Source organism: Kitasatospora sp. NBC_00240 (genome assembly GCF_026342405.1).
Taxonomy (GTDB): domain Bacteria; phylum Actinomycetota; class Actinomycetes; order Streptomycetales; family Streptomycetaceae; genus Kitasatospora.
In genome coordinates this window covers 251,944-267,402 of record NZ_JAPEMU010000001.1, presented here as the reverse complement: position 1 = coordinate 267,402, position 15,459 = coordinate 251,944, and the positions used below count along the sequence as shown (strand labels likewise).

Here is a 15,459-nt window from a genome sequence, read left to right as displayed (position 1 = left end):
GGACGGCGGCGCCGGGCACGGTGATCGGCCGTTGATCCCGCGTAGAACCCGGGCGTGGAGCATCGCGGTCGTAAGGGGAACCGGTCCAGTGGCTACAGCCGAAACCGGGATCCGGGCCGGCCGAACCGCGCGGGCCCAGTCCCCGGCGCCTTGGGCGCACGACCGAGGTCGTCAGTCTCGGGCCGAACCGGAGCTTCCGAGGGTGTTGTCCGAACGCGAGGAAAGGGGGGCTGGCATGGACGGCGGTCAGCCGGTGTCGAGTTTTGGCGAGTTGCTCAAGGTACGGCGGGAGCGTGTCGGGCTGACCCAGCAGGGCCTGGCCGACCACGCGACGCTGAGCGTGCGGGCGATCCGCGACATGGAGACGGGACGCGTCCACCGCCCCCGGCACGAGACCGTGCGGCTGCTTGCCGACGCGCTGCGGCTGGAGGGGCGGAGCAGGGCCGCCTTCGAGGCGGCCGCCCGGCAGCAGGCGCCGGTGGAGGAGCCCGCCGCGCCACCGGCCGCCCGCAACGCGATCGTCGGCCGGAGCACCGAGGCCGAGGTGCTGGCCGACGTCCTCACCGTGCACGGCGACCGGCTGGTGTCGGTGGTCGGCCTCGGCGGGGTGGGCAAGACCCGGCTCGCCCTGGAGGTGGCCCGGCGCCTGCACGACTCGGTGCGCTGGGCGGTGCGCTGGGTGGCCTGCGGCGACCGCGAGCCCGGCGGCCCCGGGGCGGCCTTCGCCGACCTGGTGGGCCGCCCCGGCCCGGCGGAGGGGCTCGCCGACCAGATCGGCGAGCGGCCCACCCTGCTGGTGCTCGACGGCGCCGACGGCGGCGTCAACTCCTCCACGCTGGACGACCTGTTCCACCGCTGCGCGGGACTGCGGGTGCTGATCACCTCCCGGGTGCCGCAGGGGCTGGACGGCGAACAGGTGATCCCGCTCGGGCCGCTGGAGACCCCGGCCCCCGAACTGGACGACGACCCGCAGCGGCTGGCCGAGGTCGCAGCGGTGCGGCTGCTGCTGTCGCACGTCCGCCGGGTGCGGCCCGGGTTCCGGCTCGGACGGGAGGAGGCCGCGGCGGTCGGCGCGCTCTGCCGGTACCTGGACGGCCTGCCCGGCGCGCTGGAACTCGCGGCTGGCTGGACCCTGGTGCAGTCGCCCGGCCAGCTGATGGCCCGGCTGCGCGGCAACCCCTTCACCCTCACCGCGCCGTCCCCGCTCTGCCACGAACGCGGGGACGTGCGTGACTCGCTGACCGGCGCGCTGCACCTGCTGAGCCCCCGTCAGCGCGCCCTGCTGGGCCTGCTGGCGGACGGGGACCAGGGGTGGACGGTGGAGGAGGCGGTGGCGCTGAGCGGCCGGCCCGTCCAGGAATGCCTGGCCGTGGTGCACGAACTGCTCTCCCGCGGGCTGGTGCGGACGGTGGGCGGCGGCCAGGGCGGGGTGCGGTTCGCAGTGCTCAACCTCTTCCGGGTGCTGTGCCGGGAGGAGCGGGAGAGCTGGCTGTCGGCGGGGGCCGCGCGCAGCGAGGAGCGCTCGGGACCGTACCCCCTGTTGGAGGCCCTCGCCGGGTGAGGCCGGGTCGGGCCGCCGGTGGTGGCAGCGGCGGGGGAGCGGGGCCGCCGGCGGTCCCCGGCCGCCGGCCGGCCGGCGGCCCGTTGCGCACATGATCTGCCGATCTGCTGCCGGGTGATCTGCCGGTCGGCGCGGAACACGCTCCATAAGCTTTTCGTCAGGGCAGGCGGAGAAATTCGCCCGGGAATCGACGCCGATCGTCGTTCCACGTTGGCCCACTAGGTGACGAGGGGCAGTCCGTGGAGCGTGGAAAGGCCGGAAAAGCCGGGCTGAATGTCGTGGTGACCACCATGGTCTCCGATTCGCACACCTGGAATCTGGTGTTTCTCCAGCTGTTGCTGGAAGAACTCGGGCACCGGGTGGTGAATCTCGGCCCGTGCGTCCCGGACGACGTCCTGGCCGCCGAATGCCGGCGGCGCCGACCCGACCTGATCGTCCTCAGCAGCGTCAACGGGCACGGCTACAACGACGGCCTGCGGGTCGTCGCAGGCCTGCGCGCCTGCCCGGAGCTGCGCGGCACGCCGATCGTCATCGGCGGGAAGCTGGGCATCGCCGGGGCGGAGGACGGCGCCCGCGCCCGGGCCCTGCAGGAGGCCGGCTTCGACGCGGTCTTCGAGGAGGCCGCCTCGGTGGACGCGTTCCGCTCCTACGTCCGCTCGCTGCCGGCCGGAGTGCTGTTGTGACGGCGTTCGGGCCGTTCGTGGCCCGCGCCCGGGCGGCCGGCGCGCTGGTGGTGCAGCCACGGATGGGAATGAGCGAGCCCGACCGGATGCGGGCCGGCCTGCTCGCCACCAGGAACGCGGCCGCCACCACCGTCGGCACCGTCACCCTGGACAGCTACACCCGCACCGGCGAGCTGGCCACCGCCCGCCGGGCCGTCGCCGAGGGTGTCCCGCTCAACGGCTACCCGATCATCAGCCACCCGCCCGGCGTCACCCGGTCCGTGCTGCACGGCGTCGCCGACGACAGCTTCCCGGTCCAGGTCCGGCACGGCTCGGCCCGCCCCGAGAAGATCTTCGCGGCGCTGCTCGCCGCCGGCCTGCACGCCACCGAGGGCGGCCCCGTCTCGTACTGCCTGCCCTACAGCCGCACCCCGCTGTCCGAGGCCGTCGACAGCTGGAGACGCTGCTGCGAGCTGCTGGCCGCCTCCCGGGCCGACGGCGCCGAGCCGCACCTGGAGACCTTCGGCGGCTGCATGATGGGCCAGCTCTGCCCGCCTGGCCTGCTGATCGCGCTCAGCGTGCTGGAGGGCCTCTTCTTCCGCCGGCACGGGCTGCGCAGCATCTCGCTCAGCTACGCCCAGCAGGCCAGCACCCGCCAGGACGAGGAGGCGGTGACGGCCCTGCAGGCGATCGCCGCCGAACTGCTCCCGGACGTGGACCGGCACGTGGTGATCTACACCTACATGGGCGTGTACCCGCTGTCGCCCGGCGGCGCGCAACTGCTGCTGGACGAGGCGGCCCGGCTCGCCGTCCGTACCGGCGCTGCCCGGCTGATCGTGAAGACCACCGCCGAGGCGTACCGCATCCCCACCGTCGGCGAGAACGTCCGGGCCCTGGAGAGCGCGGCCGCCGTCGCCGCCGGCGAGCGCCGCAGCCCGCCGGGGGCCGCCCCCGACACCGGGATCCGCGCCGAGGCCCGCACCCTGATCGACGCCGTCCTCGACCTGCACCCGGACATCGGCCGCGCGCTGGAGCTGGCCTTCGCCAAGGGCTACCTGGACGTCCCGTACTGCCTGCACCCCGACAACGCCGGCCGCGCCCGCAGCCGGCTCGACCCGGACGGGCGGCTGCACTGGTCGGACCCCGGGTCGATGCCGATCGGCCGGGCCGGCGGCGCCCCGGGCGCCCCGGCGCTCAGCTCCACCGAACTGCTCGGCGCGCTGTCGTACGTGCAGCGCACCTACGACCGGCGGGCGTTCCGCACCCCGGTCGCCGGCGGGATCTCCGTCGCCCGCTGAACCCGCCGGCCGCCCGCCTCCCCGGGTACTCCATGCACTCCACCCACCGCGCTCCACCCACCGCATTCCACCGGCACCGCGCCGCTACAAGGATGGGAAACGGCACCATGACCGTGCAGACCGCCCAAGGGCCCACGCCGCCGGCCGACCCCGGCAGGCACCTGGCGTCGCCGACCACGCGCAGCGCGCTGCGCATCCAGCACCACCTGCTCGGCGCCGCGCGGGAGTTCCTGCGCGGGGAGGGGTTCACCGAACTGCTGCCGCCGGTCATCGGGCCGGTCACCGACCCGGGCGCCCGGGGCTCCAAGCAGGTCGACATCGACTTCTACGGCCACCGCTACAAGCTGATGACCAGCGCCATCCTCTACAAGCAGGCCTCTCTGCTGGCCTTCGACAAGATCTTCTGCGTCGCCCCGAACGTCCGGCTGGAGCCCCTGGAGACGGCCGCCACCAATCGCCACCTGGTCGAGTTCCACCAGCTGGACGTCGAGGTCGCCGGCGCCTCCCGGGAGCAGATCACCGCACTCGTCGAGCAGTTGGTCGTGCACATGGTGCGCAGCACCGTCGCGGCGCTGCCCGCCGAGTTCGAGGAGCTCGGCCGGGACACCGACGCCTTCCACGACCTGCTGCAGGGCGCCTTCGAGCGGGTCCGGCACAGCGACGCCGTGCTGGACCTCCGGGCGGCCGGGCACGACCAGAACCCCGACGCCGAACTCGACTGGGAGGGCGAGGCACTGCTGTCCGCCAAGGCCGGCCGCCCGTTCTTCGTCACCGACTACCCCAAGGGTTCGCGCGGCTTCTACGACCGCGAGTGCCCCGGCGAGCCCGGCCTGCTGCGCAACTTCGACCTGATCGCGCCCGAAGGCTACGGCGAACTGTGCAGCGGCAGCGAGCGGACCAACGAGTACGCCGACATCATCACCCGGATGCGGGAGACCGGCGAGAACCCGCAGAAGTACCGCTGGTACCTCGACCTGGTCCGCGAGGGCATCCCCGCCAGCGCAGGCTTCGGCATCGGTGTGGAGCGCCTGACCCGGTACGTCGCCGGCCTGGACGCCGTCTGGCAGGCCAGCGCCTACCCCAAGCTCGCCGGGGTGGTCTCGCCGTGAGCGACCTCGCCGCCCCCGGTTTCCCCGAGGAGGCCGTCCGGCTGCGGGCCAGGACCGGCGCCGCCGCCGCGTTCCCGCCGGCCGGCGACTACGGCCAGGTGCTGTTCGGCGCCGGCCCGGACGGGCCGGACGGCCTCGGCGGCCCGGCCGACCGGCTGGACGCGCTGCGCCTGGCCCCGCCGGTGTTCATGGAGCAGCGGCTGGCCAAGCTCATCGACCTCGGCCGCGAACCCACCTACCAGGACGTCGACCTGACGACCGTGATCGGCGGGCTCCGGTCCACCGCGCCCGTCTACGTCTCCGCGCTCGGCTCGACCCGCGCCGCCGGCGGCGACCTCGGGCTGGCGCTCAGCCGGCAGGCCGGGGCGCTCGGCATCCCGATGGTGATCGGGGAGAACGTCGTCCCGGTGAACGGCTACGGCCGTCTCGGCGAGGCGGCGGGCCGCTCCCTGCTCGGCCGACTCACCGCCTACACCGAGCAACTCGCCGACGGCGTCGGCGGGGTCGCGGTGCAGCAGAGCACCGAGGACGCCGACGCCGAGGTGTGGAACCTCGTGCACAGCGACCCCGCCGCCCGGCCGCTGCTCGACTCCGGCCGGCTCGCCTTCGAACTGAAGGTCGGGCAGGGCGCGAAGCCCGGCCTCGGTGGGATGACCGTGCTGGACGCCGCGGCGGCCGCCCGGGTCGCCGACCGCTACGGCCTCGACCCGCTGTTCGAGGGGCAGCGGGTGCTGCGCTCCAGCAGCCCCGGCACCTTCACCGAGGAGATCCTGCGCCAGCAGGTCCGGCTGATGCGCAACAACTTCCCCCGGGTGCGGATCTGGGTCAAGCTCCACCCGGGCCGGGACGTCGCCGAGGCCGTACGGACGGCCGTCGAGGCCGGCGCGGACGCGGTGACCGTGGACGGCGCCGAGGGCGGCACCGGCTGGGCGCCCGCGGCCTTCCCCCGGCACGTCGGGCTACCGCTCGCCGAGTGCCTGCGCCGGCTCGGCACCCGCCCGGCCGGTCCGCCGCCCGGCCGGCTGCTGGTCTCCGGCCGGATGTGGGAGGGCAGCCGGGCGGTGAAGAGCCTGGCCCTCGGCGCCACGGCGGTCGGCCTCGGCCGCGCGGCCCTGCTCGCGGTCGCCGAGGACCCGGCGGACGGTCTGATCCGCCTGGTGGAATGCCTCGGCACCGAGATGCGGCTTCTGATCAGCTCGCTCGGCAAGTACGCGCCGGACGCGCTCGGGCCGGAGGACGTGTGGTCCCCCGACGGGGAGATCTGACCTCCGCACCGGAACGCGGTGCCTGAAACACCGGAACAGCCGCAGCGCGGCGGCCGGAACACCGCGACGCGGTACGTGAAAGACCCGGAACGGCAGCGCCCATTCCTGCCGTGATTCTTCCTCCTGCTCGCCGGCCGGCGGGCAGGTGCGCCCGGTCCACGGGCGCCTGGCATCGGTGTCATTAATCATCGGGGTTGAATGATGTCCTCAAGCGATTTCCCCTTCCTTCAGGCGGCCCGCCGCCACCCGTCCCGCCCGGCGGTCCGCCGGGCCGGCCGGACGGTCACCTACCGCGAGCTGGACGAGCTGAGCGGCGCCCTCGCCGGGGAGATCGCCCGGGAGACCGCCGCGGGCCAGGTCGTCGCCGTCACCGCCGACGACCGGCTCGACCACCTGGTCGGGATGCTGGCCGTACTGCGGGCCGGCCGGGTCCACCTCCCGCTCGACCCGCAGGCACCCGAGGAGCGCAACCGGGCGATCCTGGACGGGGCCGGCGCGGCCGCCGTCCTGACGGGCGGCCGGCTCACCGCTCGCCCGGGCGCCGCGGCCACCACCGCCGGGCCGGCCGGGTACGTGATCCACACCTCCGGTACCACCGGCACCCCCAAAGGCGTCCTGGTCCCGCTGGACGCCCTGACCGCGCACCTCACCGCCGCCGTCGCCCGGTTCGGCTTGACCGGGGACGACGTGGTGCTGCAGTTCGCCCGGCCCACCGTGGACGTGGCGATCGAACAGATCCTCGGCACGCTCGCCGCGGGGGCCTGCCTGGTCCTGCCGGAGCGCCGACTCCTCACCCCCGCCGCCCTGCTCGACCTGTTGGACGCCGAGGGCGTGACCGTCGCCAACCTGTCCGCCGGCTACTTCCAGGAGGTGGTCGCCGCCCTGCCCGGCCGCGCCGCGCCGGGCACCCTGCGGTTGATGATCTCCGGCAGCGACCGGCTGCACCCGGGCACCGCGGCCACCTGGCGGCGGCTCACCGGCGTGCCGCTGCTGAACGCCTACGGCCCCACCGAGACGGTGATCACCGCGACCGTCCACGCCGCCGACGGCGACGACACCGCCGCCGTCGTGCCGATCGGCGAGGCACTCGGCGGTCGCACCCTGCACATCCTCGACGAACGGCTGCGCCCCTGCCCGCCCGGCACCGCCGGCGAGCTGTACATCGGCGGGCCGTTGCTCGCCTGGGGCTACTGCGGCCGGCCCGGGCCGAGCGCCGAACGCTTCGTCGCCGACCCCTGGGCCGGTACCCCCGGCGCCCGGATGTACCGCACCGGGGACCTCGTCCGGCGGCCCGCCGAGGGAGCCCCGCCGGAGTACCTGGGCCGGGCCGACCAGCAGCTGAAGATCCGCGGCTTCCGGGTCGAGCCCGGCGAGATCGAGGTCGCCCTGGCCGCCTGCCCGGGCGTCGCAGGCTGCGCCGTGGTCGCCCACGAGGGCCGGCTCGCCGCCTACGTCACCGCCTCGGCCACCGCGCCCGCGCCCGACTACGCCCGGGCCCGGGCCTTCCTGGCCGGCCGGCTGCCCGAGCACATGATCCCGGCGACCCTCACCGTGCTGGCCGCCTTCCCGCTGACCGCCGGCGGCAAGGTCGACCGCGCCGCGCTGCCGGCGCCCGAGACCACCGGGACCCGCCGCCCCGGCCACCGCCCGCCGCGCACCGCCGCCGAGCAGCTGATCGCCGCGGTCTGGTCGGACGTGCTCGGCGTCGCCGAGGTCAGCGCCGACGACAACTTCTTCCACCTCGGCGGGGACTCGCTGACCGCCGTCCGGGTGGTCGGCCGGGTCTACGAGGTCTTCGGCATGGTGTCGCCGTACACCATCTTCGACGCGCCGACCCTGGCCGAGTTCGCCGCCGCCGTCACCGCCTCGGCCGGCCCCGCGCAGGCGCCGCTGACCGCCCGCGGCCTGACCCGGGCGCCGCTGTCCAAGTTCCAGCGCGGGCTCTGGTTCCTGGAGCAGTGGAACCCCGGCGCGGCCACCTACAACGTGCCCTGGGTCTTCCGTTTCCACGGTCCGGTCGAGACCGAACTGCTGCGCGCCGCCCTGGAGACGGTGGTCGCCCGGCACCAGAGCCTGCGGACCACCTTCGTCCTCGGCGAGAACGGTCCCGAGCAACTCGTCCACGAGCGGATCGAGCTGCCCTTCACCGTCCTCGACTGCCCGGCGGAGCACCCCGACGCGCTGGTCGCCGAACTGGCCCGGGAGCCCTTCGACCTGGAGACCGGCCCGTTGGTGCGCGCCCACGCCGTCCGCACCGCCGACGGGGCGACCACCCTGCTGCTGATGTTCCACCACATCGTCTGGGACGAGGGCTCGCTGCCCGTCCTGGAGCAGGAGCTCCAGGAGCTGTACGCGGCGCTGCGCGCGGGGCGCGACCACGCCCTGCCCGAACTCCCCGTCCAGTACACCGACTACAGCGCCTGGCAGTACGAGGACGAGAGCGCCGAGGAGCGGCTCGCCCACTGGCGCGCGGCGCTCGCCGACGCCCCGCAGACCCCGGTGCTGCCCACCGATCACCCCCGCCCCGAGATCCAGGCCTTCCGCGGCGCCTTCCACCGCTTCGCGCTGCCGACCCCGGTCGCCCGCGCGGTGCGCGAGTTCGCCCGCAGCGAGGACGCCACCCCGTTCATGGTGCTGCTGGCCGGCCTGGCGCTGACCCTGCACCGCCGCTCGGGCCAGCGGGACATGGTTCTCGGCACCCCGGTGAGCCTGCGCGGACGCACCGAACTGGGCGGCCTGATCGGCTACTTCATCAATTTGCTGCCGCTGCGCCTGCGGCTCGCGGAGGACCCGGGCTTCCGTGAACTCGTCCAGCACGTCCGGGAGGTGGCGATCGGCGCCTACCGGCACCAGGACACCCCCTTCGACGAGATCACCGGACTCGTCCTGGAGGACCGGCCCGAGGACCGCAACCCGCTCTGCCAGGTGGTGCTCGAACTGCACCCGCTGGACACCCGCCCGCTCACCGTCGGCGACAGCGAGGTCACCCGCGAACTGCACTCCAACGAGGTGTCCCGGTTCGACCTGTCGATCTCCGTGGACGACCTCGGCACCGGCTTCACCGGCCGCTTCGAGTACGACAGCGACCTGTTCGACCCCGCGACCGTCGCCGACCTCTGCGACAGCTGGGCGGACACCCTGGCCGCCGCCGTCGACCCCGCCGCGCACACCCTCTTCGAGGCGCGGGCGGAGCGCACCCCGCAGGCCACCGCCGTGGTCGAGGGCGACACCGGGCTGGCGCTCAGCTACGCGGAGCTGAACACCCGGGCCAACCGGCTCGGGCACTTCCTGGCCGGCCGCGGCGTCGGCCGGGGCGACGTCGTCGCGATCCTGACCGAACGCGGCCACGACCTGGTGGTGGCGCTGCTCGCGGTACTGAAGACCGGCGCCGGCTACACCCTGCTGGACCCGGACTTCCCCGCCGACCGGCTGGCCGGCGCCGTCGCGGACAGCGGCGCCGCGCTCGTCCTCACCCACCGCCGTGCCCCCGCGCCGTTCGAGGGCACCGCCCACCTCGACCTGGACGCGGTGGCCGAGCAGGTGGCCCGCTGCCCCGGCCAGGACCTCGCGCTGCCGGTCACCGGCGACGACCTGGCCTGCGTGATGTTCACCTCCGGCTCCACCGGCCGCCCCAAGGGCGTCGCCGCCCCGCACCGGGCGCTCACCACCACCTACCTCGGCCAGGACTACGCCCGCTTCGGCCCCGACGAGGTCTGGCTGCAGTGCTCGCCGGTCTCCTGGGACGCCTTCGCACTGGAGCTGTACGGTGCCCTGCTGTTCGGCGGCACCTGCGTGCTGCAGCCCGGCCGGCGGCCCGACCCGGAGACCATCGCCACCCTCACCCGGCGCCACCGGGTCACCCAACTCCAGCTCTCCGCCAGCCTGTTCAACTTCCTGCTGGAGGAGTTCCCGCAGACCTTCGACGACCTGAAGGTGGCCTTCACCGCAGGGGAGCGGGCCTCGGTGACCCATGTCGCCAAGGCCCTGGAGAACTACCCGCGACTGGTGGTCGCCAACGGCTACGGGCCGGTGGAGAGCCTCGGCCTGACCACCTGCCACCGGGTCGGCCCGCAGGACCTCGGCGGCACCTCGATACCCATCGGTCACCCGCTGAACGGCAAGGAGATCCACGTCCTGGACGCCGCCCTGCAGCCGGTCGGCCCCGGTGAGAGCGGCGAACTCTACGCCGCCGGCGGCGGGTTGGCGTACGGCTACCTGGGCCGCTCGGCGCTGACCGCCGGCAGTTTCGTCGCCCACCCGTACGGCCGGCCGGGGGAGCGGCTCTACCGCACCGGGGACCTCGGGCACCGGGCCGAGGACGGCACGCTGGAGATCACCGGACGGATCGACGACCAGATCAAGATCCGTGGGTTCCGGGTCGAACCGGGCGAGATCGAGGACGCCCTGACCCGCCACCCGCTCGTCCGGGAGGCCGCGGTCACCGTCCACGAACCGGCCCCCGGGGACCGCCGGCTGGCCGCCTACATCACCGCCGGACCCACCCCGCCCGACGTCGACGCCCTGCTCGCCGAGCTGGCCGGCCGGCTCCCCGAGTACATGATCCCGGCCACCGTCGACATCCTCGACGGCCTGCCGCTCAACCCCAACGGCAAGACCGACCGCCGGGCGCTGCCCGCCCCGGCACCCCGGCCGGCGCCGGGTTCGGCGGCCGCCGCGCTGGACGGGATGGAGCAGCTGGTGGCCGACGCCGTCCGGGCCGTCCTGGACCTGCCGCAGGTCGGCCGGGACGACAACTTCTTCCGGATCGGGGGCAATTCGCTGGCCGCCGTCCGGGTCGCGATGCGGCTGTCCCGGGAGACCGGGACAAAGGTGCCGCCGCACGTGGTGTTCCGGGCGAAGACCGTCAGCGCCATCGCCGAACGCCTCACGGCCCGATGACCGGCCGCGCCCGCCGCACCGCCGGCCCCGGCCGCACTGCCGGCCCCGGCCGCACCATCGGCCCCAGCCCCATCACCCGCCCGTGCCCCCGCCGGGTCCGCCCAAGGAAGGAAGCAGGACAGTGACCTCCACCGAAGAGCCGGCCCGGATCGCCCCCGTGTCGGGGCTGCAGAGGGGCCTGTGGTTCCTCGACCGCTGGAACCCCGGAGCGGCCACCTACAACATCCCCTGGGTGTTCGAGCTCACCGGCGCCCTCGACCTGGCGCATCTGGAGATTGCCCTGAGCGCCCTGGTGGCCCGGCACGAGGCCCTGCGGACCACCTTCGCCCTGCACGAGGACGGCCCGCGCCAGCACGTCCATCGCGACCCGGCCGTCCCGTTCACGGTGACCGACCTGCGGGCCCTCGACGAGCGGGAGACCGCCCGGCGCACCGAGGAGCTGATCGCCGCCGAGGCCGCCGCGCCCTTCGACCTCGAACAGGGGCCGCTGCTGCGGGTGTCGGTGATCCGCACCGGGGAGCGGCGGACCACCATGGCCGTCGTCGTCCACCACATCGTCTGGGACGGCTGGTCGGCCGACGTCTTCGAGCGGGAGCTCGCCGAGCTCTACACCGCCGCCGTGACCGGCCGCGACCCCGAACTCCCGCTGCTCACCGCCCAGTACGCCGACTACGCGGCCGAGGAGCAGGCGCAGTCCTTCGAGGAGCACCTGGCCCACTGGAAGCTCCAGCTCGACGGGGCGCCGGGCCTGCTGGAGCTCCCCGGCGACCGCCCCCGCCCCGCCGACCGGAGCCACCGCGGCGCCACCGAGCCGTTCGCGCCGGAGCCGGGCACCGCCGCCCGGGTCAAGCAGCTGGCGGAGGCCGAGGGCGTCACCCCGTTCATGGTCATGCTGGCCGCCTTCGCGTTGCTGCTGCACCGCTGGACCGGCGCCGAGGACATGGTGATCGGCACCCCCGTCACCACCCGCAACCGGCCCGAACTGGAGAACCTGGTCGGCTACTTCGTCAACCTGCTGCCGCTGCGGGTCCGGCTCGCCCGGACGATGACCTTCCGCGAGCTGCTGGAGCACGTCCAGGACGTCGCCTTCGAGGGCTACGCCTACCTGGACGTCCCCTTCGACCAACTGGTCGACCGGCTGGCACCGGACCGCTCGGCCCAGCACGCCCCGCTGGTCCAGGTGGTGTTCGGCGCGCACGCCGAGGACACCGCCCCGCTGCGGTTCGGCGAGGCCCTCGCCGAACGGGCCGTCCGCTCCAACGGCACCAGCAAGTTCGACCTGACCTGGTCGGTCTTCGACAGCGGCGAACTGCGCGGCGAGGCCGAGTACCGCACCGACCTGTTCGACCCGGCGACGGTCCGCCGGATGGCCGCCGACTGGCAGAACCTGCTGGCCGCCGCCCTCGACCGACCGGACCGCCCGCTGCGCGAGCTCGGCACCCCCGCGAGCGCCGGCCGGCCCGCCCGGATCCCGGCCGGCCGCTGCCTGCACCAGCTGTTCGAGGACGCCGCCGACCGGCACGGCGGACGGGTCGCGCTGACCGACGGCGCCCGCTCCCTCACCTACACCGAGCTGGAGATGCGGGCCAACCGCCTCGCCCACGCACTGACCGCCGCCGGCGTCCGCCACGGCGACCGGGTCGGCCTGCTGCTCGACCGGACCGCCGACATCGTGGTCTGCGTCCTCGCCGTCCTCAAGGCCGGCGCCGCGTACGTCCCCGTCGACCCGGCCGCTCCGGCCGGCCGCGCGGCCACCGTGTTCGGCGACACCGGCGTCACCCTCGTCCTCACCGACCTGCCCGACCGGGTGCCGGACGGGCCCTGGCTGCGCCACGACCTCGCCGCCCGGGCCGCGGACACCGCCGCGCTGCCCGCCACCCGCCCGCGAGCCGGTGCCCGCCCGGGCGACACCGCCTACGTGATCTTCACCTCCGGCTCCACCGGCCGCCCCAAGGGCGTCGCCATCGCCCACGAGCACGTCAGCCGCCTGATGGCGGCCGGCGTCGAGCACTTCGGCTTCGGCCCGCAGGACGTCTGGACGCTCTTCCACAGCTACGCCTTCGACTGGACCGTCTGGGAGATCTGGGGCGCCCTGCACCACGGCGCCCGGCTGGTCGTGGTGCCCTACCTGACCAGCCGCTCGCCCGAGGAGTTCGCCCAACTGCTCGACGAGGAGGGCGTGTCCCACCTCTGCCTCACCCCGTCCGCACTGCGCCAGCTGGAACCGGCCCTGCGCCGCCGCCCCCGGCCGCTGCCCGCGCTGAAGCAGATCATGCTCGGCGGCGAGGCCCTCGACCCCGCCGTCGTCCAGCGCTGGCTCGACCTCGACCCGCTGCCGCCCGCCCGGATCTGCAACCTGTACGGGATCACCGAGACCACCGTCCACGTCACCACCTTCGACATCGCCGGTCCCGGCTCCACCGGCGGCTTCGAACGCAGCCTGATCGGCGAGGCGATGCCGCACCTCGACGCGCTGGTGCTCGACGACTGGCTACGGCCCTGCCCCGAGGGCGTGCCCGGTGAGCTGTACATCGGCGGCGGCAGCCTCGCCCACGGGTACTGGCAGCGGCCCGGCCTCACCGCCGGCCGGTTCGTCGCCGACCCGTACGCCAACGACCCCGGCGCCCGGATGTACCGCACCGGGGACGTCGCCAAGCGACTGCCCGGCGGCGGCCTGGAGTACGTCGGCCGCGCCGACTTCCAGGTGAAACTGCGCGGCTTCCGGATCGAACTCGGCGAGATCGAGCACGCGTTGGGCGCCCACCCGGACGTCGACGCCTGCGTGGTCACCGTCCACGACCAGCGTCTCGCCGCCTACCTGACCGGCCGGGCGCCCGAACGGGTCCGCGAGTTCCTGGCCCGCACCCTGCCGGACTACATGATCCCGGCGAGCGTCACCGTCCTGGACGCCCTGCCGCTGACCGTCAACGGCAAGGTCGACCGGGCCGCCCTGCCCGAACCCGGCGCCCCCGCCGCGGCCGGCGGCCGCCACGTACCGCCGCGCACCCCCGCCGAACGGGCCTTCGCCGCCGCCTGGTCGCAGGTGCTCGGCGTCGACGGGATCGGCGTCCACGACGACTTCTTCCACCTCGGCGGCGACTCCATCCGGGCCGTCCAACTGGCCGGCCACCTGCACGAGGCCGGCTGGACGGTCTCCCTGCGGGACGTCTTCGGCGCCCCCACGGTCGCCGAACTGCTGCCGCTGGCCCAGCCGGTGACCGCCGCGGCCGCGGCCGACCAGCCCTTCGCCCTGCTCGACCCCGAGGACCGCGCCGACCTGCCCGCCGGCCTCGCCGACGCCTACCCGATGGTCTCCATGCAGCTCAGCATGGTCTTCCACATGGAGATCGCCGGCGGCACCGACAGCTACCACAACGTCAACAGCTACCGGATCTCGGCCGCCCTGGACGAGACCGCGTTCCGCCGGGCGGTGGCCGAAGTCCTCACCCGGCACCCGGTGTTGCGGACGGGACTCGACCTCTCCGGCTACCGCGAACCGCTCCAGCTCGTGCACGGCGAACTGCCCGCACCCGTCGAGTTCGCCGACCTGCGCGGCACCGGCGCCCAGGACGAGGCCGTCCGCGCCGTCTTCGAACAGCACCGCTCCACCCCCTTCGACCTGATGGAACCGCCGCTGCTGCGGATCACCGTGCAGCACCTGGCCGACCAGGTCTTCCAGCTCACCTTGTCCGAACACCACGCCATCCTGGACGGCTGGAGTTTCACCTCGCTGCTCACCGAACTCCTGGAGCGGCACGCCGAACTGGCCGCCGACCCGGCCAGCCCGCCCACCCCCGCCCCCCGCTCCGCCTTCCGCGACTTCGTCACGGTCGAACGGGAGGCCGCCGCCGACCCGGACTCGCTCGCCTACTGGCGAGGCAAGCTCGCCGGCGTCAGCGGTGAACTGTGGCCCGGCAGCAGCGAGGTGCACGAGGTGCCCCGGACCCTGGAACGGGTGCTCCCGGCGGCGCCCGCCCAGCTGCGGCTGGTCGCCGACGCGGCCGGTGTCCCGGTCAAGTCGGTCGCGCTCGCCGCCCACCTGCGGGCGCTGCAGGCGATCACCGGCCGCTCGCGGGTCACCACCGGCCTGGCGATGAACGGCCGGCTGGAGCGGCGCGGCGGCACCGAGGTGCTGGGGCTCTTCCTCAACACCGTCCCGCTGGTCGGCGAGCCGGTCGAGGGCGACCCGCTGGCCCTGGTGCGCGCCGTGCACCGGGAGGAGCTGGAGATGATGCCGCACCGGCGGGTGCCGTTCGCCCGGCTGGCCCGGCTGATGGCCGACACCCGGCTCGACAGCCAGTTCGGCTACCTGCGCTTCCACGCCCTCGGCACGCTCAGCTCCGCCCGGATCGTGGACGCCCGGATCGGCTGCGAGCCGACCATGCGGCACGAACCCAACAGCTTCGCCTTCGGCGCCTCGCTCATCCAGGACCCGGTGTCCGACCGCGTCCTGCTGGCCGTCGACCACCAGCGCTCGGTGGTGTCCGACCGGACGGCCACCGAGTTCGTCGACGCCTACACGGCGGCCCTGGCCGACCTGGCCGCCGCCGTGGCCGCCGGGCCCGACCGGGCCTGAGCGCCCGGCCACCGTACGGCCTCGGACCAGCACCGCGCCCCGGGGCGCGGCACCCACCCAGTATCCCGACCAGACGAGAGGTACCCCGC

Annotated in this window: 7 protein-coding genes; all 7 read left to right on the top strand. The window is 74.7% G+C overall.

All coding sequences use genetic code 11. The features are described 5' to 3' along the window. Window positions 1-235 precede the first annotated feature (235 nt). Window positions 236-1,561, top strand: a complete 1,326-nt coding sequence (locus OG689_RS01120; RefSeq protein WP_266316737.1) for a helix-turn-helix domain-containing protein — start codon at window positions 236-238, stop codon at window positions 1,559-1,561. 239 nt (window positions 1,562-1,800) lie between these two features. Beyond that, window positions 1,801-2,244 (top strand): cobalamin-dependent protein, encoded by a 444-nt coding sequence (locus OG689_RS01115; RefSeq protein ID WP_266316735.1) that lies wholly within the window; start codon window positions 1,801-1,803, stop codon window positions 2,242-2,244. Then, window positions 2,241-3,521: a methylaspartate mutase gene (locus OG689_RS01110; RefSeq protein WP_266316733.1), complete on the top strand. Its 1,281-nt coding sequence runs from the start codon at window positions 2,241-2,243 to the stop codon at window positions 3,519-3,521. Before OG689_RS01115 ends, OG689_RS01110 begins: the two co-directional genes overlap by 4 nt. 107 nt (window positions 3,522-3,628) lie before the next feature. After that, entirely contained in the window at window positions 3,629-4,630 is a 1,002-nt protein-coding gene (locus OG689_RS01105; RefSeq protein WP_266316731.1) for an asparagine synthetase A, read from the top strand. Next, complete coding sequence (locus OG689_RS01100) at window positions 4,627-5,895, top strand: glutamate synthase-related protein (RefSeq protein WP_266316730.1); 1,269 nt, start codon at window positions 4,627-4,629, stop codon at window positions 5,893-5,895. The genes OG689_RS01105 and OG689_RS01100 overlap by 4 nt, the downstream gene beginning before the upstream one ends. A gap of 198 nt (window positions 5,896-6,093) precedes the next feature. Then, a complete protein-coding gene (locus OG689_RS01095) occupies window positions 6,094-10,794 on the top strand; it encodes a non-ribosomal peptide synthetase (RefSeq protein WP_266316728.1) in 4,701 nt (1,566 codons plus the stop codon). A gap of 121 nt (window positions 10,795-10,915) precedes the next feature. Then, window positions 10,916-15,370, top strand: coding sequence for an amino acid adenylation domain-containing protein (locus OG689_RS01090; protein WP_266316727.1), 4,455 nt, complete (start codon window positions 10,916-10,918; stop codon window positions 15,368-15,370). Window positions 15,371-15,459: the final 89 nt, after the last annotated feature.

Coding starts and splice junctions, on each gene's coding strand:
- OG689_RS01120 (WP_266316737.1), top strand. CDS start 236: ATGGACGGCGGTCAGCCGGTGTCGAGTTTTGGCGAGTTGCTCAAGGTA.
- OG689_RS01105 (WP_266316731.1), top strand. CDS start 3,629: ATGACCGTGCAGACCGCCCAAGGGCCCACGCCGCCGGCCGACCCCGGC.
- OG689_RS01095 (WP_266316728.1), top strand. CDS start 6,094: ATGATGTCCTCAAGCGATTTCCCCTTCCTTCAGGCGGCCCGCCGCCAC.